Source organism: uncultured Agrobacterium sp. (assembly GCA_913777615.1).
Lineage (GTDB): Bacteria > Pseudomonadota > Alphaproteobacteria > Rhizobiales > Rhizobiaceae > Agrobacterium.
The window spans coordinates 284,423-310,520 of record CAJYTK010000022.1 but is presented as its reverse complement, the minus strand read 5'-3'; the positions used below and the strand labels follow the sequence as shown (position 1 = coordinate 310,520).

Below are 26,098 nucleotides of genomic sequence, written 5' to 3'. Positions count from 1 at the left end.
AGGATTCGCATTTTGCAAATGGCCACTGCAGACGTTGCGTTCGAACGCCTTCGCAGAACAAAAGTTTCTCGCAGCTGCATCGACGACCATATATCGAAGAGCGCTTCCCTCTGGAACCTTTTCACCGCAGAACAATTACGCATGAGGTGGAATGCGGGAAAATTCATGGTTGATTACTTATTGCCCTCGGAAGCGCGTAAGGCGGGTGAGCGTTTGCTTGCCGATCACGCCTCGGGCGACCCTTTTGCGGCAGCCTTCAAGGCAACCCGTATGCCGATGATCATCACCGATCCAAAGCAAGACGATAACCCGATTATCTTTTGCAACATGGCCTTCAACGACCTCACCGGCTATTCCAGTGACGAGCTGATTGGGCGCAATTGTCGCCTTCTTCAAGGGGAGAAGACCGACCGCAACGCTGTCGCTAAGATACGTGAGGCGATCAGCGCAGGGATGTCAGTATCCGTCGATATTCTGAACTATCGAAAGGATGGTGCCGAGTTCTGGAATGCCTTGTTCGTCAGCCCCGTAAGAGACGACAAGGGAGAGGTGATCTACTACTTCGCGTCCCAGCTGGACTTTACCCGCATCAAGGACAAGGAGGCCGAGCTTGCCGAAGCCCGCAATCTTGCCGAGGAAGAAGTCAGTCGCCGCACCAAAGACCTGCGCGATGCCTTAGACGCCAAGACCGTGCTGGTTCACGAAGTCGATCATCGCGTCAAGAATAACCTTATGACGATGGCGTCCATCGTGAAGCTGCAAGAGCGGATGACGAAGAATGAGACGGCGAGTGCAACACTAAAATCGGTGCTCAACCGCATCGAGGCGCTCAGCACCGTTCACCGCAAGCTGTTCACGCTCGATAACATCGCCCGTTTCGACGTGGCCGACTTCGCAGAAGACCTCGTGGTCAACCTGACAAGTCAACTGAAGCGCACCGATATCAATGTCACACTGGACCTGTCGCCGGTTTACGTCCCTGCAGACAAGGCATCGCCTCTGTCGCTTATCGTCAACGAGTTGGTGGGCGATGTCGTCAGACGCGGGCTGGGCGATGGTGGCGGTGACATCAAGGTGACCGTAAAGAGGCTCAACGGACATTTCCTCATCCAGGTCGCCGATACGATCGATCCTGTGAAGGTCGATGAGGAGGAACAGCGCTTCAGTCAGATGTTGCTGGAAACCTGTGCGCGTCAGGTCAGCGCAGATATTAAACGAGAACAGAATGGCCGGCAGACGATTGTAAGCGTGACGCTGTTGGTTGGACATAAGAAGGAATCATGAATTGCGCATTATCATCGTGGAGGATGAGGCACTTCTGGCACTCGAACTGGAAAGCGAAGTTGAGGCAGCAGGGCATAGCGTTGTCGGCGTCGCAGCCGATAGCGCATCGGCCATTGCTCTGATTGAAAAGGAAAGTGCCGACTTTGCTTTTGTCGATATTCATCTTCTCGATGGTCCGACCGGCGTGGATGTCGGCAGGTTTCTCGCCAGCAAAAATGTCCCCTATGTCTTTGTCAGCGGCAATATCAAACGCATTCCGCCCGATTTTGCCGGCGCTGTCGGCGCTATCGAAAAGCCTTACACTGTCAATGGCTTGCAAAACGCACTTGGCTATCTGGACGCCTTGATCAGCGGCAAGAATGGGCTTGTCGTGCCGCCGAACCTGATCATGCCGCTAACAACGACGTCTTAAGTGCGATGACTGTGAATAACGATCCTGGGAATATCGGTCCGATCCTGACTCAGCTTTTTGAGCAGGCGCCGACCTTCATTGCGCTTTTGCGGGGCCCAAACCACCGCTTCGAGCTTGCCAATCCGAGCTATATGAATCTCGTTGGACGTCACGATATTGTTGGACGAACGGTCGCGGAAGCGCTTCCTGAGGCCGCAGAGCAAGGCTTCGTCAACATTCTCGATGAGGTCTACACAACGGGCAGACCCTATAAAGCTCTCGGTGCTCTTTTCGTCATCCACGCCAATGAGGATGGATCTGGCAGGGAATGTTATCTCGACTTTCTCTATCAGCCGATCCGCGATGAGAACGGCGAGGTCTGCGCTATTTTCGTCGAAGGCTCGGACGTCACGGAACGCACTCTCTCAGACCGTGCAAGACGCGACAGCGAAGACCTCTACAAAGGCCTCTTCGATGCGATCGATGAAGGCTTTTGCATTATCGAATTCTTGGATGGGCCACACGGGCCGGATAGCGACTATGTGCATATCCAGGCAAACGACGCATATGCGCGACATGCCGGAATACCGAACGTGGTCGGCCAGAAATTGCGTGAAATGGTACCGGACGAAGCTGATGCCTGGATCGCACGATATGGCGCTGTTTTGAAAACCGGCGAGCCCATCCGCTTTCAACAGGAACTGGTTGCGACTGGGCGCTATCTGGAGCTTGCCGCCGTTCGCATCGAGCCCAAAGAGCGCCGCCAGGTTGCCGTTCTTTTTCAAGATATTACGGCACGCAGACGAGCCGAACTCGCGCTCGAAGCCCTGAACGCAACTCTTGAGCAACAGGTTGAGGAGCGCACTGCCGAATTGATGGTCGCGGAGGAGGCTCTGCGCCAGGCCCAGAAGATGGAAGCCGTCGGCCAGTTGACGGGCGGGCTTGCACACGACTTCAACAACATTCTCGCTGGTATCAGCGGCAGTCTGGAGATGATGAATACCCGGCTTGCGCAGGGCCGGGTGGACGACCTTTCGCGCTACATCAATGGTGCCATGGGTGCCACCAAGCGTGCGTCTGCACTGACGCAACGTCTTCTGGCCTTCTCGCGCCGCCAGACACTCGATCCCAAACCACTGAATATCAATACCCTCGTCGACAGCATGCTGGAACTTGTGGTCCGCAGCGTTGGCCCAGGGATCAAGGTGGAAACGGTTGGCGCTGCGGGGCTATGGCCGACATTTGTCGACGCTGGCCAGCTGGAAAACGCGCTTCTCAACCTGTGCATCAATGCGCGAGATGCCATGCCGAATGGTGGCAACCTCACCATCGAGACAGGAAATCGCTGGATGGATGAGCGGGCGGCCCGCATGCGCGGGCTGGAACCAGGGCAATATGTGTCGCTTTGCGTTTCCGACACGGGAACGGGAATGTCGCAGGACATTATCGAGCGCGCTTTCGACCCGTTCTTCACCACAAAACCTATCGGTCAAGGCACTGGGCTCGGCCTTTCCATGGTCTATGGTTTTGCCGGCCAGTCCGGCGGCGCGGCCCGGATTTACTCCGAGATCGGTAAAGGCACGATGATCTGCATCTATCTGCCACGTTACGCTGGTGACATAGACGCGGAGGATCCGGAAGCGCAAATCCAGATGGATGCACCGCGCGCCGAGGGTGGCGAAACGATCCTGTTGGTCGATGACGAGCCTCTGGTCAGAATGCTGGCCGTGGAGGAACTTCAGGATCTGGGTTACGCGGTCATCGAAGCCGAAGATGGGCCATCGGCCTTGCGGCTGCTCAATTCCCGCAGACAGATCAGCCTTCTGATCACCGATGTGGGACTGCCTGGCGGCATGAATGGACGTCAGCTGGCGGATGCGGCACGCGTTGCTCGACCGGATCTTGAGGTGCTGTTCATCACCGGATATGCTGAAAATGCGGTGCTCAATCACGGCCACCTTGAACATGGCATGCACGTGATGACGAAGCCCTTCCAGCTTGATGTCTTTGCCCAGAGGGTCAAAAGTCTCATTAAGCCGCAAAGGTAAGGTGCCGACTTGAAGAGATACACGACCTGTTGTGTCGTTTGCTGGTCCGTCACACAAGCCTTAGAAGCATGATGAAGAAGTGCAGCAAATCTTTCTTTTTGCTGCCTTCGCTGGCGCCATTCGCCTTGCAGCCAGAAAAATCGCTCCTTATATACGCCGCATACCAGCAGAAATGCTGACAAAACGGCAAGACCATCCAAGTCAAGGAGTCGTCAGTGGAATGCCTCCCGGGGTTCCGATGACTCGCTTCAAGGAGAGAAGAAAATGGCAAAAGTAATCGGTATCGACCTTGGCACGACCAATTCCTGCGTCGCAGTGATGGACGGCAAGGACACCAAAGTGATTGAAAACGCGGAAGGTGCGCGCACGACCCCTTCCATGGTCGCATTCAGCGACGATGGCGAGCGTCTGGTCGGTCAGCCTGCAAAGCGTCAGGCCGTGACCAACCCGACCAACACGCTTTTCGCAGTCAAGCGCCTCATCGGCCGTCGCTATGACGACCCGACCGTCGAAAAGGACAAGGGCCTCGTTCCCTTCGAGATCGTCAAGGGCGACAATGGCGACGCATGGGTACAAGCGCAGGGCAAGGGTTACTCCCCTTCGCAGATTTCCGCGATGATCCTTCAGAAGATGAAGGAAACGGCTGAATCCTATCTTGGTGAAAAGGTCGAAAAGGCCGTCATCACCGTTCCGGCCTACTTCAACGACGCCCAGCGTCAGGCCACTAAGGATGCCGGCCGCATCGCTGGTCTCGAAGTGCTGCGCATCATCAACGAGCCGACGGCTGCCGCTCTCGCTTACGGTCTGGACAAGAAGGACGGCAAGACGATTGCCGTATACGACCTTGGCGGTGGTACCTTCGATATCTCCATCCTGGAAATCGGCGACGGCGTCTTCGAAGTGAAGTCCACCAATGGTGATACCTTCCTCGGTGGTGAAGACTTCGACATGCGTCTGGTCGAGTATCTTGCAGCCGAGTTCAAGAAGGACAATGGTATCGATCTTAAGTCCGATAAGCTGGCTTTGCAGCGCCTCAAGGAAGCTGCCGAAAAGGCAAAGATCGAGCTGTCGTCTTCGCAGCAGACCGAAATCAACCTGCCATTCATTACGGCAGACGCTTCCGGTCCGAAGCACCTGACGCTGAAGCTGACGCGCGCCAAGTTCGAAAGCCTGGTCGACGACCTGGTTCAGCGCACTGTCGCGCCGTGCAAGGCAGCCTTGAAGGATGCCGGCGTGTCTGCTTCCGAGATCGACGAAGTCGTTCTGGTCGGCGGCATGAGCCGCATGCCGAAGGTGCAGGAAGTCGTCAAGCAGCTGTTCGGCAAGGAGCCCCATAAGGGCGTCAACCCGGACGAAGTGGTTGCCATGGGCGCTGCCATTCAGGCAGGCGTTCTGCAGGGCGACGTCAAGGACGTTCTGCTTCTCGACGTAACGCCTTTGTCTCTCGGCATCGAAACCCTGGGCGGCGTCTTCACCCGTCTGATCGATCGTAACACGACGATCCCGACGAAGAAGAGCCAGACCTTCTCGACGGCCGAAGACAACCAGTCCGCCGTGACCATCCGCGTTTCGCAGGGCGAACGCGAAATGGCAGCCGATAACAAGCTGCTCGGCCAGTTCGACCTGGTTGGCCTGCCGCCTTCTCCACGTGGCGTTCCGCAGATCGAAGTGACCTTCGATATCGACGCGAACGGCATCGTCCAGGTTTCGGCCAAGGACAAGGGAACCGGCAAGGAACAGCAGATCCGGATCCAGGCTTCTGGTGGCCTCTCCGACGCCGACATCGAGAAGATGGTCAAGGATGCGGAAGCCAATGCTGAAGCCGACAAGAAGCGTCGTGCGGGCGTAGAAGCCAAGAACCAGGCGGAAAGCCTGATCCACTCCACCGAGAAGTCGGTACAGGAGTATGGTGACAAGGTTTCCGAAACTGACCGAAAGGCTATCGAAGACGCGATTGCCGCCCTCAAGACCGCTGTCGAAGCATCCGAGCCGGATGCTGATGACATCCAGGCGAAGACCCAGACCCTCATGGAAGTGTCCATGAAGCTTGGCCAGGCCATCTACGAAGCTCAGCAGGCTGAAGCCGGTGAAGGCGCAGCAGGCGGCAAGGACGATGGTGTGGTCGACGCGGACTATGAGGAAATCAAGGACGACAAGAAGTCCGCTTAATTGTGGTTCTTGCTCTTGAACTTGGGTAAATGAGACTGACTCCGGCTGCCTCGTGCAGCCGGAAATCCATTTCGGGGTGTGTTATCTTCATGGCGAAAGCAGACTTTTACGAGACATTGGGCGTGAGCAGATCCGCCGATGAAAAGGAGCTGAAGAGCGCCTTCCGCAAACTTGCGATGAAGTATCATCCGGACAAAAATCCCGATGACGCGGAATCCGAGAAGAAGTTCAAGGAAATCAACGAAGCCTATGAAACGCTGAAAGATCCGCAAAAGCGCGCAGCTTATGATCGCTTTGGCCACGCAGCCTTCGAGCAGGGCGGCATGGGCGGAGGCGGGGGCTTCGGCGGTGGCGGTTTTGCCAACGGTGGTTTCTCCGACATTTTCGAAGACATTTTTGGCGAGATGATGGGCGGTGGCCGTGCGCGTCGTTCATCCGGCGGTCGCGAGCGTGGCGCCGATCTGCGCTATAACATGGAAATCTCTCTGGAAGAGGCGTTCACCGGAAAGACCGCGCAGATCAGGGTGCCAACATCCATAACCTGCGATGTCTGTTCCGGCTCCGGCGCAAAGCCCGGTACCAGCCCCAAGACCTGCGGCACCTGCCAGGGTTCGGGCCGTGTGCGTGCAGCACAAGGATTCTTCTCGGTGGAGCGCACCTGCCCGACCTGCCATGGTCGCGGCCAGACGATCACCGATCCTTGCACCAAGTGCCACGGTCAGGGCCGTGTGACGGAAGAACGCTCGCTCTCGGTCAACATTCCAGCCGGTATCGAGGACGGAACCCGCATCCGCCTGCAAGGCGAAGGCGAAGCAGGAATGCGCGGAGGCCCCTCGGGAGACCTCTACATCTTCCTGTCGGTGCGTCCGCATGAGTTCTTCCAGCGCGATGGCGCGGATCTCTATTGCGCAGTACCGATCTCGATGACGACGGCAGCGCTCGGCGGTACATTCGATGTGACGACACTGGATGGAACGAAGTCCCGCGTGACGGTGCCGGAAGGCACGCAGCCAGGCAAGCAGTTCCGCTTGAAGGGCAAAGGCATGCCGGTTCTGCGTTCGGCACAGACGGGTGATCTCTACATCCAGATCCAGATCGAAACACCGCAGAAGCTGACCAAGCGTCAGCGCGAATTGTTGCAGGAATTCGAGGAAATCTCTTCGAAGGACAACAATCCGGAATCGACGGGCTTCTTTGCCCGGATGAAGGAATTTTTCGACGGCTAACGCTTTTTGCCGCTCAAATGGTTCGGACGCCGCCACCCCCAGAGGTTGGTGGCGTTTTTGTTTGTCTTAGCCAGCGAAGCCGCCTTCATCGAGAAAGACACGTTCTTCAGCTGTCGTCTTGCGAAGCAGGATGTCGTTGCGATGTGGGAAGCGGCCGAAACGCTGGACAATGTCGCGATGTTCAATGGCAAAGGGCAGGTAGCGTTCGCCCAGAGGCTCGCACAGTTTACAACAAAGCTCCTGATCGGCCAGGTCTTCCGAATGCATGAAGGGCAGGTAGAAGAAGATCCGCAATTCGGGATCGATCGCCACATCATGACCGCGCGAAATGGCATCGCGGGCATAATGCAGCGCCAGCGGATCGGTCGCATACATATGCGCCGTACCGCGGAAGCAGTTGCGGGGAAACTGGTCGAGGAGAAGCAGGAGCGCGAGGCTGCTTTCCGGCGCATCGAGCCAGTCTGTCAGTTCCTGACGAGCAGCGGCGAAATGCAGATCGTGAAAGCGGGCGTGGAAGGAACTGTCGAAATGGGCGTTCTTCTCAAACCATTTTTCCGGGCCGGCCTCGTTCCAGAAGGACAGGACTTCGGCGGCTGGTGTGGGTATCGCGATTTCTGTCATGTCAGTTCCTCAATGTCTCGGTCTCTGCTGGCGCGCATCTGCGCTATCAGTAGTGCGGCGGCTTGGTTATGGCTGGCGCGTCGAGCGACTGCTCCTCAAGGCTCAAGAACCGCTCGGTGAGACGATCGAGCTTCGCACGGGTCTGCTCGACGACCTTCCACTGCTCAGCCAACTGATCGGACAGTTCCTCGATCGTCTTGGCCTGGTATGCCACCGTCTCTTCCAAAGCGATGATCCGCGCTTCGTTGTGATCTGCCATGAAGACCTCCGTTTTCACTCACGCTGCTTTCGCAGTTTTATAAAGCATAAACAAGACAAAGGCCGGACACATGGTGCCCGGCCAGTGATGGTATGCTGTAAAGCGTGAGACTACATCAGCCTTCGTCCTGGAAAACCTCTTCGCGCTTCTTCTTGACGCTCGGCAGAAAGACGACAACGAGGACCAGAAGGGCGATCAGAAGCAGCGTGGCGCTGATCGGCCTGGTGACGAAGGTGCTTGGATCGCCACGCGACAGGATCATCGCACGCCGTAGGTTCTCTTCCAGGAGCGGCCCAAGCACGAAGCCGAGCAGCAGCGGTGCAGGCTCGCAGCGCAGTTTTACCAAGGCGTACCCGATGAAGCCGAAGAAGGCGACGGCATAGAGATCGAAGACGTTGGAGTTGACGCTGTAAACCCCGATGGCGCAGAAGGCCATGATGATCGGGAACAGCACGTAGTAAGGGATCGTCAGAAGCTTCACCCAGAGCCCGATGAGCGGGAGGTTCAACACCACCAGCATCAGGTTGCCGATCCACATGGAGGCGATGATGCCCCAGAAGAGCGCCGGCTGCTCGGTCGCAACATTCGGGCCTGGAACGATACCCTGGATGATCATTGCGCCGACCATCAGCGCCATGACCGGGTTGGCAGGAATGCCAAGGGTCAGAAGCGGGATGAAGGAGGTCTGAGCACCGGCATTGTTGGCCGATTCCGGACCGGCCACGCCGGCGATCGCGCCATGGCCGAATTCTTCCGGCTTCTTCGAGACGCGCTTTTCCACGGTATAGGAGGCGAATGCCGCAAGGATCGCCCCACCGCCCGGCAGGATGCCCAGCGCCGAGCCGATAACAGTTCCGCGCAGGACGGGCGCAACCATCTGTTTGAAGTCATCCTTGGTGGGCAGGAGACCGGAAACCTTTGCCATCAGCACGGTACGGGTTTTTTCGTCTTCCAGATTGCGCAGAATTTCGGCGATACCGAAGACGCCCACGGCAACCGCTACGAAGTTCAGGCCATCTGCATATTCGCGGATGCCAAGCGTGAAGCGGGGTGTGCCGCTATAGATATCAGTACCGACGAGGCCTAGCAGCAGGCCGAGCACGACCATTGCAAGCGCCTTGACGATGGAGCCGTGCGCCAGAGCGATGGATGAGACGAGACCGACGACCATCAGCGAGAAATATTCCGCCGCGCCGAACTCGAGAGCAATCGCCGTCAGCGGCGGAGCGAATACTGCCACGAGGAAGGTCGCGACCGTGCCCGCAAAGAAGGAGCCGATGGCAGCAATTGCAAGAGCTGCGCCCGCCTTGCCCTTGCGCGCCATCTGGTAGCCGTCGATGGCCGTCACGGCGGAGGAAGATTCACCCGGCATGTTGATCAGGATAGCCGTGGTCGAGCCGCCATATTGCGCGCCGTAATAGATGCCGGCGAGCATGATCAGCGAGGAAACGGGCTCAAGCTGGAAAGTGATCGGCAGCAGCATGGCGATTGTTGCGGTGGCGCCGATACCCGGCAGAACGCCGATGAGCGTTCCGAGCAGTACGCCGATCAGGCAGAAGAACAGGTTATGAAGCGTTGAGGCCGTGTAAAAGCCAAGCGCCAGATTATCGAAGAGTTCCATGACGCGACCTCAGAAGTTGAGCCAAGGGCCGAAGCGCTGGAAAGGCAGGCCAAGACCGTAATTGAAGACGAGAACCGAAAAGACCGTGATCGCAGCGGAGAGCAGGACGGCCATCATTGGTTTCATCTTGTGCGATGCAAACGAGGCGATCAGAGCGCTGAGGAACAGCGACGGCACGAAACCCAGCCCACGCACCGTCAGGCCGAAGAAGATCGGTGCCGGCAGGATGAAAAAGATGCCGCGCCAAGCAATGGAGGTCATCGGCTCGTTTGCAACCTTGCCGGCGCGAAGAAAAATGACGCCGCCGAGCAATATGAGGATCAAGGACAGGGCAAGCGGGAAATAGCCCGGCCCCATGCGGAATGTCGTTCCCAGATCAAGATCATAGGCTTGCCAAGCAAAGAAGATGCCGAGGCAGATAAAAATTGCGCCGCAGATGGCTTCTGTGGCATCGAAACTGACTGATTTCATGGTCGTCCCCGCCTGTGCATCAGTGCCACTCTTTGGCCCGATGTCTGTAGAGTTCGATGAGGTCTTTAAGGATCGCTGTCGTTTTCAAGCGGACGCCGGGGAGGACATCGGTCATCCCCGGCCTCAGGCAGGATTAGTCGGCGTATTGGCCAGCGGATTCGATGACCGGCTTCCAGCGTGCGATTTCGCTTTCGAGCTTTGCCTTTAGCGCGGCAGGCGTTGCATCCGCTTCCGGTGAAGGCGTTGTACCGAGCTCGGCAAAACGTGCGGCAACATTCTGATCCTTCAGTGCGACCTGAAGCGACTTGGAGAGACGTTCATTCACAGCGGCAGGCGTGCCCTTCGGCGTGTAGATGCCGTGCCAGATGCCAACTTCGAAGTTGGGCAGGCCCGCTTCCGTTGCCGTCGGCACGTCTGGCAGAACGCTGAGGCGCGCCGGTGTCGTGACCGCATAAGCCTTCACGGTGCCGCCCTGGATCTGCTTTGTGGTGTTGGTGGTCTGGTCGCACATGATGTCGACCTGGCCGCCAAGAAGGTCGGTCATTGCCGGGCCCGTACCCTTGTAGGGAACAGTCACAAGCGGCGTTTGAATTGCGCTCATGAACAGCATGCCGCACAGATGAGAGGCAGCGCCGATGCCGGCATTGGCGACGGTAACCGTATCCTTGTTTGCCTTGGCGTAGTCGATCAGGCCCTTCAGGTCCTTGGTCTCGAGGTTCTTTCGCGAGAGGATCGTCATCGGAACTTCGGTCACGAGGCCGACATAGTCGAAGGCGTCGAGCGTCTTGTAGGCCAGCTTGCGATAAAGCGTGTCGCTGGTGGCCATACCGATGTGATGCAGAAGGATGGTGTAGCCGTCCGGATCAGCGGATGCCACGCGACCTGCACCCAGCGTTCCGCCTGCACCGCCAACATTTTCGACGATGATCTGCTGGCCGAGATCCTTGGACATGGATTCAGCAACGAGGCGTGCCACGGTATCCGTCGGACCACCCGCGGAGAATGGCACGACCATAGTGATGTTGCGGCCAGGATAATCCTGTGCGGCTGCGGAAAGCGCAAAGAGCGATACGGCGGCGGCAGCAACTGCACCCGTGACGGATTTCAGAAGTTTCATCTTTTCCTCCCGATGAATATGGCCTCAGCAACGAAACGCACTCCTCTGCGCTCGCCGGGGTAAGTTCATTTGCAGTCGAGATCGCGCGTCACGCAATTGAGGGAGGAAAACAAATCTTTAAAAGAGTGTCGGCTAACGGTCCGAATGGGTGGAATCCGAAACATTGGTGTCATGACGTGGGTGGATTTCTACCCATGACGATAAGAAGAGAGCAAACTCAGGAGTTCGTCATGTCTTCGTCGATGGGAGCGTTCTTGGTCAAAGCGTATTTCTGCATTTTTTCATAGAGCGTCTTGCGCGATATTCCGAGCGTCTCATAGACGGCTTTCAGATTGCCTTTATGGGTCGCGATTGTTCTTGCGATAATGCCCTTTTCGAATTCCGCTACCTTGGCGGAAAGACCGTGACTCCCAAGTGGATCGCTTTGCGATCCTTCGCCAGAACGACCATCGAGGCCAAGAACGAACCGGTCCGCTTCGTTTCTCAGCTCACGGACATTGCCCGGCCACTCACGCATAGCAAGCGATGAAATGATGGTGGACGGGACCTCCATGTCGTCGCGCCCGTAGCGCGCGGCGGCTTCTCTCACCAAGTGTAGGAAAAGCAGGGGAATATCGCTTTGCCGTTGCGCCAGTGACGGGACACGGATGGTCGCGACATTCAACCTATAAAGCAAATCCTGCCGGAAGCGCCCGGCAAGTGCTTCCTGCGCCAGGTCCGTCTTGCTCGTGGCAATAAAGCGGACATCGAGCTCTACTGTCTCGTTGGAGCCGAGGCGCGTGATGGTGCGCTCCTGAAGGACGCGCAGCAGCTTGCCCTGCATATCGGGCGGCATGGAGCCAATCTCGTCGAGAAGTATGGTGCCACCACGCGCATGCTCGAACTTGCCGTAGCGGGCTCTGAGCGCTCCTGGAAAGGCACCCGCTTCATGACCGAAGAGTTCGCTTTCGATCAAATGCTGCGGCAGAGCCGCGCAGTTGATGGCAACGAAGGGACGGTCGGCACGCGCACTGATATCGTGCAGCGCCCGCGCCACGACCTCCTTGCCCGCACCGGTATCGCCAATGATCAAAGTATCGGCATCGGCAGCTCCTATGGCGCGGATGCGGTAGCGCAGATCAACCATGGCTTGAGTGCGTCCGGGCAGGCGCGTTTCAAGGTCGTCGCGCTTTCCGGCAACGGCGCGCAGGCGGCGATTTTCCAGCACAAGCGAGCGCCGATCCATGGCGCGTTTGATGATGCTGGCGAGATAGTGAATACTGAAGGGTTTTTCGATGAAATCGTAAGCACCGTTGCGCATGGCGCTGACCGCCAGCTGCACATCGCCATGGCCGGTCACGAGGATCACCGGAATTTCGGCATCCAGCTCCCGCACCTTCTGCAGCAGGCTCATGCCGTCGATGCCGGGCATGCGGATATCGCTGACGATCACGCCATCGAAACTGTAGCCGATCAGCTCAAAGACATGGTCGGCATTGTCGATGGTGACGACATCGAGGCCTACAAGCTCCAGCGCTTGGGCTGTGGAAAGGCGCAAATCCTCTTCGTCATCGATCAGCAATACGCGGGACACGCTCATTCCGCGGCAATCTCCATCGGTGTTTCTGCGTCGAGTTCAATATCGAATCGCGCGCCGCCGTCCTCCAGATTGGTGACGACAAGCCGCCCGCCAAAATCCTTGACGATATTATAGGAGATCGACAAGCCGAGACCCAAGCCCTTGCCGACGCCTTTCGTCGAAAAGAACGGGTCGAAGATGCGCTCCATGATCGCGGGCGGCACGCCGGGGCCACGATCGCGCACCGAAACGATCACCTTGTTGTCGCTCTTTTGTGCGGTGAGATCGATAAGCCGGTCGTCCAGCCCCTCTACCGCATCGGCGGCATTGGAGATGATGTTGACGAGAACCTGCTGTAGACGCACCGGTCCGGCCTTGACCAACAGCGTCTCCGGTCCAAGCGCCACATGCAATTGCGCATCCGCCGCCTTCAACCTTGCGCTGACGATTTCGAGCGTATCGGCCACCACCGTGTCGAGCGGAACCGGACCGACATGTTCATTGGGCTTGCGGGCAAAGTTGCGCAGGTGCCTGCTGATCGAAGCCATTCTGTCGATCAGGGCGGAGATGCGGGAGAGATTGGAGCTCGCCTCCTCGACGCGCCCGCGTTCGATCAGCAGTGACGCACTTTCGGCATAGGTCTTGGCAGCGGCAAGCGGCTGGTTGAACTCGTGGGAAAGGGCGGCCGACATCTGGCCAAGGGCTGCAAGCTTGCCCGCCTGGATCAAATCCTTCTGGGTTTTTCGCAGCTGCTTTTCCGTCTGGCGGCGTTCGGCAATCTCCCGCTTGATATCGCGGTTGACCCGCGCCAGGTCTGCGGTGCGTTCCTCCACCCGTCGCTCCAGCTCTGCCTGGGCTTCCGCCTGATGCACCAGTCGGTCCTGCAGGCGCCTGCGTCTTTGCAGCATAGCCGCAAGCAGCGCGCCTGCCAGGCCAAAACAGAGCAAGGCCGCCAGCATCGTCGTCTGCACCTGCGTGCGCACCGAGCCGGTATCCATCAGCACATTCACCGTCCAGCCTGCTTCCGGCATGGGTTGCGAAAGGACAAGATATTCCCTGTCCTGCTGCCCTTCACGGATCGTCATCAACCGATGACTGGTGAAGATGCCTTCGGTCACCGGCAAGTGGCTGAGCTTGGCATCCGCATAGCGGCGCGAGGCTTCGGTTCTGGCAATTCTATCGGGCGTCAGCGGCAGGACCGCCGAATAGAGCCATTGCGGCACACCGGTCATGAAGATGATGCCTTCCGGATCGGTGACGACGATGCGATTTTCGCCGGTGCCGAAGGAGGCCTCGATGCCTTCAATATCCACCTTGAAGACGATGACGCCTTTGATGACGTCGTTGAACAGGATGGGAGAGGCGAAATAATAGCCGCGCTTGTGTGAGGTTGTCCCCAGCGCGAAGAAGCGCGACTGCAGGCCCTTGGCGGCATCCTGGAAATATGGGCGATAGCTGAAATTCTGCCCGATGAAGCTTGCCGGGCCATCATAATTGCTGGCGGCAATCGTCTCGCCGTCCAGCGTCATGATATAGATGTCGGAGGATTTCAGAAGGTCGTTGATCGACTTCAGATAGATATTGGCGCGCTGCCTGAGGCGCTGATCCTCCGGGTGGGCAACCAGCTCCTCGATATCGTCGTGGTCGGCCATCAGTGCGGGAAGCGGCTCGTAGCGGCTCAGATGCCCGCCAAGTGCAGAGACCGCGAGCCGTAACGTCGTTCCACCCTGTTCGGCAGCCTCGTTGAGATAACTCTCCGCCAGCAGTTCCCGTCCCTTGGTGAAGGCAAAGCCGCACAGACCAAGGCAAAGCAGAAGGATGCCGACCCACCGATATCTCACTCAAACCCCTCCACATGACGGTTTTTCTGTCGCACGTCGTTGCCGCAAAACCGGTGACCACCTTTGCGCGACATGCTGCAAAAAACCGTCCTCCTGCTGAGGATAGTATGTGCGGGTTCGTTTTTTTCCAAGCGGCATTGCGACGGCAGGAGAAGGCAACAAAAAAGCCGACCCAAAGGCCGGCTCGTTCGTCATGCAATCGCATCAAGAAGCGCTGATTATGCGCTTTCCTTCGGCGTCAGAACCTGACGGCCGCGATACATGCCTGTCTTCAGGTCGATGTGGTGCGGGCGACGCAGTTCGCCGGAGTTCTTGTCTTCGACGTAGGTTGCTGCCTTGAGGGCGTCTGCCGAACGGCGCATACCGCGCTTGGACGGGCTCGTTTTTCTTTTAGGAACTGCCATTTGTGTTACTCCACTGAAGCGGCGAAACACGGGAACCGGCCAGAACCATAGGCCGAATGTCGCATGTCTCGATATCGGAAATTTGGCGCGCTTATACATGCCCTGCGGGGCTTTGACCAGCCCCGACGCACATTTTTTCGCGAGATACCGACGCAATCGAAAATCGGCATCCGTCCGACCCATCCATATCAGATGGGATCGAAGACAAGCAACTCCTCAAAGTGGTTCATGTCGGCAAATGCACAGAAGGCTGGCGGGCGCATTTCGATGACCGGCGCTGACGCACGCAATTTTTCAAGGCAGTCATCCAGCATTGCCTGCCAGCGTGGCAGGCACTCCGGCTCGAACCAGCGGCGGGCATAGGCAAATGTAATGTGGAATTCGTAAGTCTCGTGATCGGGATGACGATAACCGAAGGCCTCGGCAAAGGCGTCACGCCATGCAGCGATGATCCTGTCATCCACCTCGGTTACCCCTTTCAGGATCAGGCCGAGCGGCGTGACCGATGTTGCCTGCATGTTGAAGGCTGGCAGCTTAAGAAATTCTGCGAGGCGCTCACGGTAAAACGCCGTCATCGCGTCGATCGTGCTGTCTTCCGGCATCTCCTTCGGCCAGTATGGCCAGGCGCGGCGATGCTCGATGATGCCCTGAAACACCGTCATGTGCAGGCTGGAGACGGGTGTGAAGGCGAGGTGGGTCGAAGCCTCGGGCATATCGAGAAGCCGCTGACGGGCGGCAATGATCGCCTGTTGAGACGGCGAACCTTCGACCAGATGGCAGACGACCGTGTTGCCCGGCTCAGGCAGAAATTCTCCCTCGGGAGAATAGCGCGTTCCCAGATGTCGGGGTGGTGCAGTGTGATGGGTGGTCGAGAAGGCGGAAAGTTGTGGCGAAACGAACGGGGCGTGCATGGGAGGGCTCCTTGATAGAAGCCTTCCCCTACGCCTCATGGGCGACAGGCACATGACATTCGAAATGTCACAGCAGCGGCCCGAAAATCGGACCCGATTTTCGGAAAGCACGTCGCGTCGATTCAAACAGGTAAAGCTTCCTTTGTGCGTCCCATAATAGGACGCACGTCGCTTTTAGTGCGCCTCGTCCCAGTTGCTGGCGGCCCGGGCATCCACCTGGAGCGGCACCCTCATGTCGATGGCGGGCATGGCGGCGTTTTCCATGACGGAGACGACCACAGGCAGCGTCTTTTCGATTTCGCTGTCTTCGACCTCGAAAATCAGTTCGTCATGCACCTGAAGCAGCATGCGGGCGGAAAGTTTCGCCTGCTCGAGTGCCGGTTCCATGCGGATCATGGCGCGACGGATGATATCGGCCGCAGACCCCTGGATCGGCGCATTGATTGCCGCGCGCTCGTTGAATGCCCTTACCGACGGATTGGACGACTTGATTTCAGGGTAGTGAATGCGGCGGCCGAAGATGGTCTCGACATAACCATGCTCGCGGGCATAGGCCTTGGTGTTTTCCATATAGTCGCGAATGCCGGGGAAGCGCTCGAAATATTTCTTGATGTACTCACCCGCTTCAGAGCGGCCGATGCTGAGCTGATTGGCAAGACCGAAGGAGGAAATGCCGTAAATGATACCGAAGTTGATCGCCTTGGCGCGGCGACGCACTTCCGATGGCATGCCCTCCACCGGCACGCCGAACATTTCCGATGCCGTCATCGCATGAATATCGATGCCGTTTTCGAAGGCGTTTCTCAACTGCGGAATATCGGCGACATGCGCCAAGACGCGCAGTTCGATCTGACTGTAGTCGGCAGACAGCAGCTTGTTGCCCGGGGTCGAAACGAAGGCCGTCCTGATCTTGCGGCCCTCGGCGGTGCGCACTGGAATGTTTTGAAGGTTGGGTTCCGACGAGGATAGACGCCCAGTCGTCGTCGAGGCCAGCGAATAGGAGGTATGCACCCTTTTGGTATCGGCATGAATGTAACCCGGCAGCGCATCCGTATAGGTGGATTTGAGCTTGGTCAGCTGGCGCCAGTCAACGATTTTGCGCGGAAGCTCCATGCCTTCGGCAGCAAGGTCTTCCAGCACGGAGGCCGAGGTTGACCATTGACCGGTCTTGGTCTTGGAACCGCCCGGCAGGCCCATCTTGCCAAACAGGATGTCGCCAAGCTGCTTAGGCGAACCGATATTGAATTTCTCGCCGGCAAGCTCGTAAACGTCTTCCTCGAAGGCAGCGGCCTTCTGGGCCAGTTCGCCGGAAAGCCGCGACAGGATCTGTCGGTCAACAGAAATGCCGCGCTCTTCCATATGGGCCAGAACCGGCACCAGCGGTCGCTCCAGCCGCTCGTAGACGCTCGTCAGACGATCAGCGACGAGGCGGGGTTTCAGCACCATCCAGAGCCGCAATGTCACATCGGCATCTTCGGCGGCATAGGCGGTGGCCTTGTCGATATCGACGAAATCGAAGGTCACGCCGGATTTCCCCGAGCCTGCGACGTCCTTGTAGGCAATCGGCTTGTGGCCGAGCCAGCGCTCGGAAAGCGCATCCATGCCATGCGCGCCCTTGCCCGCCTCCAAGACGTAGGAGAGCAGCATGGTATCGTCATAGCTCTGCATCACGATGCCGAGGCGCTTGACGAGCAGGTAATCATATTTGAGGTTCTGCGCGACCTTCAGAACCGCCGGATCTTCGAGAAGGTCTTTTAGCCGTGAAAGCGCCAGCTCAAAAGGAATCTGGTCGGGGGCCAGCTTGATGCCATCGCTGAAAAGATCGCCGCCGGAGCCCGTCTTGTGAGTCAAGGGAACATAGGCTGCGATGATATCCGAACCCCTGGCATTCTTGCTGTTATCGGCAATGGCCAGCGAGAAACCGACCAACTCCGCCATCATTGGGTCAAGCGAGGTCGTCTCGGTATCGAAGGCAACCACGCCCGTCTCTCGCGCCATGGCGACCCATCGATCCAGTTCCTCGATGCTGCGGATGGTCTGGTAAGCGGTCGTATCGATCTTGGCTGCGGCGAATATGGTTTCGCGCGCGGAGGCTAGCGCCTGCGGCGTATCGCCTTCTGCTTTGGAGAGAACGGCGCCGACATCGGACACGGACTCTTCGCCAAGCGGAACGGATGCAGCATCCGGCGCATCCGTGATAGCATCGAGATCAGGACCATGGGCCTCCGCGCCGCGTTCCACCGGAACATGCGCGGGTTCTATCGCGGCGGCATCGGCGCCGGTCGCTTCCGCCACGCGGCGTGTCAGCGTGGTAAACTCCATCGCCTTCAGAAAGGCGATGAGCTTCGGGCCATCCTGCGGCTCAAGGGTCAGCGCATCCAGCGCAAGCTCCAGCGGCACGTCGGTCCTGAGCGAAACGAGCTGACGGGAGAGGCGGGCCAGTTCCGCATTGGCGATGATGTTTTCCCGGCGCTTTTGTTGCTTGATTTCGCCCGCGCGCTCCAGCAGCGTATCGAGGTTGCCATATTCCTCCAGCAATTGCGCCGCCGTCTTCGGCCCGATGCCGGGAATGCCCGGAATATTATCGGTGGAATCGCCGGTCATCGCCTGCAAGTCGATCATCTTTTCCGGGGCCACGCCCCATTTTTCGATGACGTCCGGCACGCCGATCTGCTTGTCCTTCATCGCGTCGTACATATGCACATTGGGCGTGACGAGCTGCATCAGGTCCTTGTCGGAGGAAATGATGGTGACATCCGCACCGATCGCTTCCGCCTGGCGGGCATAGGTGGCGATGATGTCATCGGCCTCGAAGCCTTCGGTCTCGATGCAGGGCAGGTTAAAGGCGCGGGTCGCATGGCGGATAAGGCCGAATTGCGGAACGAGATCTTCCGGCGGGGCGGAGCGGTTGGCCTTGTAGAGATCGTAAAGCTCGTTGCGGAAGGTTTTTGAGGAATAATCGAAGATCACCGCAAAATGCGTTGGCGTCACCCCCACATCGGTGTTGCGCGCATCCTTCAACAGCTTCCACAGCATGTTGCAGAAGCCGGACACGGCATTGACCGGCAATCCATCGGACTTGCGGTTGAGCGGGGGGATGGCATGGAAAGCGCGGAAAATGAAACCGGAGCCGTCCACGAGGAAGAGATGATCGCCTTTTTTCATGGGAAGCATGGATAGCGCGAGACGGCAAAAAGGTCTATCGTCGCCCTCAAGTACCCAGCAAGTTTCTTCCACGGTCTCGCGAGGTTCTTGATGCATACAACATCTACCACAACGGCCTTGCTCGTTTCGATCGTCCTGATGGCGGGTGTTGCTGCAACATCCTGGTTCTTGGGTGATGCCGCCTCATTGACAGCGGCAAAGACGGCCATCGTTCCCCTTTACCTGCTGGCGACCAAAGGTCTGCGCACGTATTTTCCCGATAATCCCGAAGTGAATACAAATATGTGGGAAGTGGCAAAGTTTCAGTTCGCAGACGCAGCACTCCTGGCCGGCTTTGTCGTCATCATCGTCGCTCATGCCGATAGTACCGCCGCCCGCATGGTGATGGCCTTTATTGGGATGACGGCTCTGATTGGTGGTGCGCTGACAGGCATCACCTGGCTTCAGCAAAAGCGCAGAAATAACGCCAAATAATCTCACCGGAACGTTACCGATTTGTAATCCGTTCTTCCCTTGAAAAGCCGCATTTGCCGCCTCATTTCTTAGAGGACGGCGACTGATCACGCCGTAGTCTGATAGCTGGCTCGTCCCCCGCCGCGTCAGACCGGACAAAGGCCTTTCCCCCTCTCCGGGCCTTTGTCCCTCAATATGGCCGCCATGACCGTCCCCTCCCGGTCATGGCGGTTTTCTTTTGCGCGTCCTCCTGGCTCGCGCATGCCTCGCGAAAGCATGCCGCTGTACATCGTACGATATGTAAATGATCCGGACGATCTGCCCGATGGGATTTTCTCGACAGGACTCGGTAGCCTATCTTGCGGCGCAACTGGCAAAAGGTTTTTCGCTTGCGCTGCAAAGACGCACAGCAGAGCTTGGGTTCTCGCCTGGCCAGTTTCCCGTTCTGCTGGAACTGTGGAAGGAGGACAGGTTGACGCAGCGCCAGTTGCTCGACCGGGTCGACATAGAGCAGGCGACGCTGGCCAATACTCTCGCGCGCATGCAGCGCGATGGCCTTGTCGAGCGAAAGCCCCATCCCACTGATCGCCGCTCTCAGATCATCATGCTGACGCAAGCGGGGGCCGCTTTGGAAGAGGCGGCGATCGCCGCTTCGAACGAAACGGAAGAGGCGCTGCTCAAGGACCTTTTGAAGTTCGAGCGGCAATTGCTGCTCGAATATATGTCGCGGGCCGTTGAGGCGGCCAAATCCGAAAGATGATATTTTCCGGCTCGAAACTGCTGGTCAATTGCTCTATCGTGCCGCCATCTTGTGCATGGGCGCCATGATCTGACTTGGATGATCGCGACGCCAGATGCGCAGATTTCCAGAAGGTGGAGCGCAGTTGGAAGACCTATGGCGCGCCCGACATGACAGGATCATGCAATGACAGATATTTCCCCCGTTCTCTCGGCAGTTGACGACAATCTTCCCTCCAGCCTTGAGAGACTTTTCGAACTCGTTCGCATCAAGTCCATCTCCACCGATCCGGCCTACAAGGCGGAGTGCCGCAAGGCGGCCGAATGGCTGGTGCGCGATCTGACCAGCATCGGCTTCGACGCTTCCATTCGTGACACCGCAGGCCATCCCATGGTCGTCGCGCATCATGATGGAGCAACAGCCGACGCTCCGCATGTGCTGTTTTACGGCCACTACGATGTTCAGCCTGTCGATCCGATCGATCTATGGCAGGATGACCCCTTCGATGCCAAATTGAAGGATATCGGCGGCGGTCGTCAGGTGATTTCGGGTCGCGGCACATCAGACGACAAGGGCCAGTTGATGACGTTTGTCGAAGCATGTCGCGCCTATAAGCAGACCAGCGGTTCGCTGCCGATCCGCGTCACCATTCTCTTCGAAGGCGAAGAGGAATCCGGCTCGCCCTCGCTAAAACCGTTCCTGGACGCCAACTCAGGCGAGCTGAAAGCAGATTACGCTCTGGTCTGCGATACCAGCATGTGGGACCCCGAAACGCCTGCGATCGCTGCGGCTCTGCGCGGGCTTGTCGGCGAGGAAATCGTCATCACCGCTGCCGATCGCGACCTGCATTCCGGCCTCTTCGGCGGTGCTGCGGCCAACCCGATCCATATCCTGACCGACATTCTCGCCGGGCTGCATGATGAAGCGGGTCGCGTGACATTGCCCGGGTTCTACGAGGGCGTGGAGGAAACACCCGCCAACATCAAGGCATCCTGGGATAATCTCGGCCGCACGGCCGAATCTTTCCTCGGCGAAGTCGGTCTGTCCATTCCAGCAGGTGAGAAGGGACGCTCCGTCCTCGAACTGACCTGGGCCCGCCCGACGGCGGAAGTCAACGGCATCACCGGCGGTTATACGGGCGAAGGCTTCAAGACCGTTATCGCCGCAAAAGCCTCTGCAAAGGTGTCCTTCCGCCTTGTCGGCCGTCAGGATCCATCCGCAATCCGCGAGAGCTTTCGCGCCTATGTACGTTCTAAGATTCCGGCAGATTGCTCGGTCGAATTCCACGAACATGGCGGCTCGCCAGCCATCCATCTCTCCTACGACTCGCCAGCCTTGACCAAGGCGAAGTCGGCGCTGTCGGATGAATGGGCAAAGCCTGCCGTGGTCATCGGCATGGGTGGATCGATCCCGATTGTTGGCGACTTCCAGAAGATGCTCGGCATGGATTCGCTGATGATTGGCTTCGGCCTCACCGACGACCGCATTCACTCGCCCAATGAGAAGTACGAGCTCAAGTCCTTCCACAAGGGAACGCGCTCATGGGTCCGAATCCTATCGGCATTAAGCGCCAAATAATCGAATGGGAGACAGACAGTGCCGCCTTTGGCGGCACTGATCCTCGGGAGTAGACCCAGAAAAACAAAAAGGCCGGGCAAGCCCGACCTTTCATTTCCGTTTATGCGATCAGTGCCAGTACATCCGTGGTCAAAGTGCAAAAACGGTTTTGTGTCTCAGCACGGCGCCAGCATATTTACTGTCGCTCATGTCTTCCCTTTGATCATTGCGCGCTTTGGTTAATTTTTCATTAACCGGGCTGCAACGCGGCGGCTCATCAAAGCCTCATCGGGAACTGCCCAAACACTGATGTACCTTATATTGGTTGGCATGATCTCTTTTACAAGGACAAGGGCCCATTATTCGTCAGATGCCTTTAAAACGCAAAAAGCCGAGACGCGAGATCTCGGCTTTTCAACTGACAGACTGGTCAAACCAGCCAAATCATGATCAGGCAGCGACGAGGCTGTCTGCAGACATCTTGCCAGAACGACGGTCCTGAACGAGTTCGTAGGAGATCTTCTGACCGTCCTTCAGACCGCTCATGCCAGCGCGCTCGACTGCAGAGATGTGTACGAACACGTCCTGTGCGCCGTCGTCAGGCTGAATGAAGCCGTAGCCCTTGGTTGCGTTGAACCACTTAACTGTACCAGTAGCCATAACGAGTTCCTTCCGTTGGCGTATTACTTTTGCACTGAAAGCCAGCGCGGTTTTGGTCGAATTTGAAGGAAAGAAAGATCGTCTGAGCGTCTTTGGGACGCCGAAGCTCTGGTCGTCAAACAAATATCGATGCGAGAGAAGTAGGGCGGGTGAACGAATAAGTCAAGTTTCCCCTCAACACCGTTTCACGACAAATCTCACGGGCAAATTTCAATAGAGCGCGTCGCGTTGTCCTGCATCAAAAGGCATCGCGCTCGCGGTTGCTGTGAGGCCGAGGGATCTGCGAGCATACCCCGGATACTGAGATGATGAAATGAAGGGAGCTTCTGCCATCAAGGCAATAAAAAACCCGGCGCGGGAGGAGGTGCGCCGGGTTTTTGAAACTGACTGACAACTGGGAGGAGGAGTGCTGTCAGTCCAATCGGGCGACGCTGGGAGGAGGAGTGCGTCGCTTCGATGCTTGTAAGATACAGGAGTTCCCGTCCGAAAACAGACATATCATTGCAGCGCAGCATTGCGTTTTGCGCATAGCTATGAGGCGTCCTCTTGCCTCCATGGCCGGGTGCGCCTAAAGATTGCGCATGAGCCTTCGTTCCGTCCAAGACTATTTCGCGACCCATGCTCCAGATATTGAGGTTCTGGAGACCGAAGCCAGTTCTGCCACCGTGGCACTTGCCTCGGAAGCGCATGGCGTCGATCCGGATCAGATAGCCAAGACGATCTGCGTTAGGGCGGGAGAAACCATTCTCCTCGTCGTCACCGCTGGTATGAAGCGTCTGGACAACCGGAAATTCAGGGATCGCTTCTCCGCCAAGCCTCGCATGCTGGATGCGCAAGAGGTGGTCGAGGTAACGAGCCATCCAGTCGGTGGCGTTTGTCCTTTTGGCTTGCCTTCCGATTTACCGGTCTATTGCGATGTGTCACTGAAGGATTATGCCGAGGTCGTGCCTGCGGCAGGTGCGATTAACGCGGCGGTGCGGATTTCGCCAGAGCGCCTGGTGAGCTTGACCAAGGCCGAGTGGGTCGACGTCTGCCAGTGACCCCCGTTCGCGGTGACGCCAAAGTGAAGCCGGTTGCGCCTTAACGCCACCTTAAATCGCCGCATTTAAGCTTCAACGGGATTCACCTTCGGTGTCACGCGATGTCCGGCGCGACATTAGTTATCATGGAGCAGTTTCTCACAGATGGCCGGTAGCGGAAAATCACGCCAGAGAGTCGAACCTTCTTTTGGGGATTTTCATGATTCCGGCGATGATCTGCGTCTCGATGCCAGTGATCGGGTTGCCGGCACCAATGCGGGTAGCCGAAAGTCAGGTCCCTCCGATGCGCCGCCGCCTAAAAAGCGCGGAACGAAGCCGTCGAAATCGAAATCGAAATCGAGGCGAGAAACGCGTGAGCGCGGCGGGATCACCGGCTTTTTCCGGCGGATCATCTATTGGTGCATTGTGCTCGGAATCTGGGGCGGTATCGCGGTCGCCGGTGTCGTCATTTATTATGGCGCACGCATGCCGAACGCCAGCACTTGGGCCATTCCAGAGCGCCCGCCGAACCTGAAAATTGTCGCGGTTGACGGCACAATCCTGGCCAACAGAGGCACGACAGGCGGCGAGGCTTTGGCGCTCGAAGATATGTCGCCCTATATCCCGCAGGCGGTGATTGCGATCGAAGATCGCCGATTCTACTCGCACTTCGGTGTCGATCCGCTCGGCCTCGGGCGCGCAGTGGTCACCAATCTTCTGCATGGTCGCACGGTTCAGGGCGGCTCGACCCTGACGCAGCAATTGGCCAAGAACCTCTTCCTCTCTCCGGAGCAGACGCTGGAGCGCAAGATCCAGGAAGCGCTTCTCGCCATCTGGCTGGAGCAGAAATACACCAAGGATCAGATTCTGGCGATGTATCTGAACCGCGTCTATTTCGGTTCGAACGCCTATGGCGTCGAGGCCGCCTCGCGCCGATACTTCAACAAATCGGCGCGTGACGTGAACCTCGGCGAAGCGGCGATGCTAGCGGGATTGTTGAAAGCGCCCTCGCGCCTGTCTCCTGCGCGTGATCCGCAGGCGGCGGAAGAACGGGCGCAGGTGGTGCTGCAATCCATGCGCGATGTCGGTTTCATCTCCGAAGACGAGATCAAGACCGCCATGTCGCAGCCACCCACCAAGGCCAAGCGCTTCTGGTCGGGTGCCGAGCACTATGCGGCCGATATGGTCATGGATGAGGTCAAAAGCCTGATCGGCGACGTGAAGCAGGATCTGACGATTGATACGACCATCGATCTCAATCTTGAGAAGGATGCCGAGAAGGCGCTGAACGATGTACTGAAGAGCGAAGGCAAGAAGCTCGGTGCTTCGCAGGCGGCGCTCGTCTCGATGGACGGGGCAGGTGCCGTGCGCGCCGTCGTCGGCGGTGCAGATTATGCCGAAAGCCAGTTCAATCGTGCCACCAAGGCCAAACGCCAGCCAGGCTCCGCCTTCAAGCCCTTCGTCTATATCGCCGCGCTTGAATCCGGGCTGACACCGAACTCCGTGCGCAACGACGCGCCGGTCAGGATCGGAAACTGGACGCCGGAAAATTACGATCAGAAATATCGTGGCGAAGTGACGCTTGCGACCGCAATTGCCAATTCGCTCAACACGATTGCCGCGCAGCTCGTCATGGAGGTCGGACCCAACAAGGTTACGCAGGTGGCGCATCGCATGGGTATCGAATCCGACCTTCAGGCCAATGCCTCGATTGCGCTCGGCACGTCCGAAGTTTCGCTGCTGGAACTGACGTCTGCCTATGCGCCGATGATGAATGGCGGTTTCAAGGCAACGCCTCATATCGTCAAGCGTATCACCGATGCCGATGGCAAGGTTCTCTACGAAAACAAATACGACAACCCGCCCCGCGTTCTGGATGAGGGCATCGCCGCAACGATGAACGGCATGCTGACGGGCGTCATCAATGAGGGTACCGGCAAGGCTGCGCGTCTTAAAGGTTGGCAGGCAGCCGGTAAATCTGGCACGACCCAGTCTTTCCGCGATGCGCTTTTTGTCGGCTACACCAGCCAGCTAACCACCGGTGTCTGGTTCGGCAATGATGACGGCACGTCGATGAAGAAGGTAACGGGTGGTGGTCTGCCGGCCAAAGCCTGGAAGGAATTCATGACGGCAGCCCATAGCGGCCTGTCGCCATCGCCACTCTTTGGGCTTGGCGCTTATGGCGGCCAGGAAATCGGTCAGCCCATGGCGCAAAGCCCGCAAGCACCCGCGACGATCGGCGACATTATCTCCAATGCGTTGGGCGGTGGCTCTGCGCCCACGCCGGCGGAGTATCCGCCCGCACCCGTTGGTGCTGAACAGACCGCAGGCACGGTCCCGGCGCCGCCCTCCGAATATCCGCAACAAGCCTATCCACCACAGCAATCCGGTGGGCCGGTCCCGCCTGCAGATATCGGCGGCGGTGCTCAGCCACGACAAGGTGGACCGAAGCAGACGACCCTTCTCGATATTCTGATGGGCAATTGACGCCGGGGCAGCCGTTCGTCGCCAGTTTGGCTCGAGTCTGATGAGCGGGCTTCTCACGGATAATTGAGCCATGACGCTTTTTTACCTGCATAAGCCC

21 protein-coding genes are annotated in these 26,098 nt (G+C 57.9%); 10 read left to right on the top strand and 11 right to left on the bottom strand.

What is annotated here, in order from left to right:
- Positions 1 to 165 precede the first annotated feature (165 nt).
- The 5 genes from QZ862_RS20965 (at position 166) to dnaJ (ending at position 7,118) form a co-directional block, all read left to right on the top strand.
- The gene (locus QZ862_RS20965) at positions 166 to 1,284 is read left to right on the top strand and encodes a PAS domain-containing protein (RefSeq protein ID WP_296101614.1); all 1,119 of its coding nucleotides are present in this window, start codon (positions 166 to 168) and stop codon (positions 1,282 to 1,284) included.
- Between the two features lies 1 nt (position 1,285).
- Positions 1,286 to 1,696 carry a response regulator gene (locus QZ862_RS20960; protein ID WP_296015770.1) on the top strand — a complete coding sequence of 137 codons (411 nt, stop codon included), beginning with the start codon at positions 1,286 to 1,288 and terminating at the stop codon, positions 1,694 to 1,696.
- A gap of 5 nt (positions 1,697 to 1,701) precedes the next feature.
- A complete protein-coding gene (locus tag QZ862_RS20955; RefSeq protein ID WP_296101613.1) occupies positions 1,702 to 3,723 on the top strand; it encodes a PAS domain-containing protein in 2,022 nt (673 codons plus the stop codon).
- A gap of 264 nt (positions 3,724 to 3,987) precedes the next feature.
- Positions 3,988 to 5,892, top strand: coding sequence for a molecular chaperone DnaK (gene dnaK, locus QZ862_RS20950; RefSeq protein ID WP_296015774.1), 1,905 nt, complete (start codon positions 3,988 to 3,990; stop codon positions 5,890 to 5,892).
- An 89-nt stretch (positions 5,893 to 5,981) separates the two neighbouring features.
- Positions 5,982 to 7,118 (top strand): molecular chaperone DnaJ, encoded by a 1,137-nt coding sequence (dnaJ, locus tag QZ862_RS20945; protein WP_296015776.1) that lies wholly within the window; start codon positions 5,982 to 5,984, stop codon positions 7,116 to 7,118.
- Between the two features lie 66 nt (positions 7,119 to 7,184).
- Here the strand turns inward: dnaJ and QZ862_RS20940 are convergent, their stop codons facing one another.
- From QZ862_RS20940 to polA, 10 genes are all read right to left on the bottom strand, one after another.
- Entirely contained in the window at positions 7,185 to 7,739 is a 555-nt protein-coding gene (locus QZ862_RS20940) for a DUF924 family protein (protein ID WP_296101612.1), read from the bottom strand.
- 46 nt (positions 7,740 to 7,785) lie between these two features.
- Positions 7,786 to 7,998, bottom strand: coding sequence for a SlyX family protein (locus QZ862_RS20935; RefSeq protein ID WP_062599116.1), 213 nt, complete (start codon positions 7,996 to 7,998; stop codon positions 7,786 to 7,788).
- Positions 7,999 to 8,113: 115 nt separating this feature from the next.
- Entirely contained in the window at positions 8,114 to 9,619 is a 1,506-nt protein-coding gene (locus tag QZ862_RS20930; protein ID WP_296101610.1) for a tripartite tricarboxylate transporter permease, read from the bottom strand.
- Between the two features lie 9 nt (positions 9,620 to 9,628).
- Positions 9,629 to 10,090 carry a tripartite tricarboxylate transporter TctB family protein gene (locus QZ862_RS20925; RefSeq protein ID WP_296015783.1) on the bottom strand — a complete coding sequence of 154 codons (462 nt, stop codon included), beginning with the start codon at positions 10,088 to 10,090 and terminating at the stop codon, positions 9,629 to 9,631.
- A 133-nt stretch (positions 10,091 to 10,223) separates the two neighbouring features.
- Positions 10,224 to 11,207, bottom strand: a complete 984-nt coding sequence (locus QZ862_RS20920; RefSeq protein WP_296041086.1) for a tripartite tricarboxylate transporter substrate-binding protein — start codon at positions 11,205 to 11,207, stop codon at positions 10,224 to 10,226.
- 217 nt (positions 11,208 to 11,424) lie between these two features.
- The gene (locus QZ862_RS20915; protein WP_296101609.1) at positions 11,425 to 12,786 is read right to left on the bottom strand and encodes a sigma-54 dependent transcriptional regulator; all 1,362 of its coding nucleotides are present in this window, start codon (positions 12,784 to 12,786) and stop codon (positions 11,425 to 11,427) included.
- Entirely contained in the window at positions 12,783 to 14,606 is a 1,824-nt protein-coding gene (locus QZ862_RS20910; protein ID WP_296101608.1) for a sensor histidine kinase, read from the bottom strand. The genes QZ862_RS20915 and QZ862_RS20910 overlap by 4 nt, the downstream gene beginning before the upstream one ends.
- 218 nt (positions 14,607 to 14,824) lie before the next feature.
- Positions 14,825 to 15,010 (bottom strand): 50S ribosomal protein L32, encoded by a 186-nt coding sequence (rpmF, locus tag QZ862_RS20905; RefSeq protein ID WP_016556742.1) that lies wholly within the window; start codon positions 15,008 to 15,010, stop codon positions 14,825 to 14,827.
- Positions 15,011 to 15,198: 188 nt separating this feature from the next.
- Positions 15,199 to 15,921, bottom strand: coding sequence for a DUF1868 domain-containing protein (locus QZ862_RS20900; RefSeq protein WP_296101607.1), 723 nt, complete (start codon positions 15,919 to 15,921; stop codon positions 15,199 to 15,201).
- 174 nt (positions 15,922 to 16,095) lie between these two features.
- Complete coding sequence (gene polA, locus QZ862_RS20895) at positions 16,096 to 19,086, bottom strand: DNA polymerase I (RefSeq protein WP_296101673.1); 2,991 nt, start codon at positions 19,084 to 19,086, stop codon at positions 16,096 to 16,098.
- Positions 19,087 to 19,176: 90 nt separating this feature from the next.
- On the opposite strand from polA, the gene QZ862_RS20890 reads away from it, so the two are divergent.
- The 3 genes from QZ862_RS20890 to QZ862_RS20880 all read left to right on the top strand — a co-directional run bounded on the left by QZ862_RS20890 (position 19,177) and on the right by QZ862_RS20880 (position 21,856).
- Positions 19,177 to 19,560, top strand: coding sequence for a hypothetical protein (locus tag QZ862_RS20890; protein WP_296101606.1), 384 nt, complete (start codon positions 19,177 to 19,179; stop codon positions 19,558 to 19,560).
- A 304-nt stretch (positions 19,561 to 19,864) separates the two neighbouring features.
- Positions 19,865 to 20,299, top strand: a complete 435-nt coding sequence (locus tag QZ862_RS20885) for a MarR family transcriptional regulator (protein WP_296101605.1) — start codon at positions 19,865 to 19,867, stop codon at positions 20,297 to 20,299.
- A 165-nt stretch (positions 20,300 to 20,464) separates the two neighbouring features.
- Positions 20,465 to 21,856, top strand: a complete 1,392-nt coding sequence (locus tag QZ862_RS20880; protein ID WP_296101603.1) for a M20/M25/M40 family metallo-hydrolase — start codon at positions 20,465 to 20,467, stop codon at positions 21,854 to 21,856.
- Between the two features lie 429 nt (positions 21,857 to 22,285).
- Here the strand turns inward: QZ862_RS20880 and QZ862_RS20875 are convergent, their stop codons facing one another.
- Complete coding sequence (locus QZ862_RS20875) at positions 22,286 to 22,495, bottom strand: cold-shock protein (protein ID WP_296015816.1); 210 nt, start codon at positions 22,493 to 22,495, stop codon at positions 22,286 to 22,288.
- Between the two features lie 581 nt (positions 22,496 to 23,076).
- On the opposite strand from QZ862_RS20875, the gene QZ862_RS20870 reads away from it, so the two are divergent.
- Together QZ862_RS20870 and QZ862_RS20865 are read left to right on the top strand one after the other, a co-directional pair.
- Positions 23,077 to 23,535: a YbaK/EbsC family protein gene (locus QZ862_RS20870; RefSeq protein ID WP_296015818.1), complete on the top strand. Its 459-nt coding sequence runs from the start codon at positions 23,077 to 23,079 to the stop codon at positions 23,533 to 23,535.
- A 144-nt stretch (positions 23,536 to 23,679) separates the two neighbouring features.
- The gene (locus tag QZ862_RS20865) at positions 23,680 to 26,001 is read left to right on the top strand and encodes a PBP1A family penicillin-binding protein (RefSeq protein ID WP_296041058.1); all 2,322 of its coding nucleotides are present in this window, start codon (positions 23,680 to 23,682) and stop codon (positions 25,999 to 26,001) included.
- Positions 26,002 to 26,098: the final 97 nt, after the last annotated feature.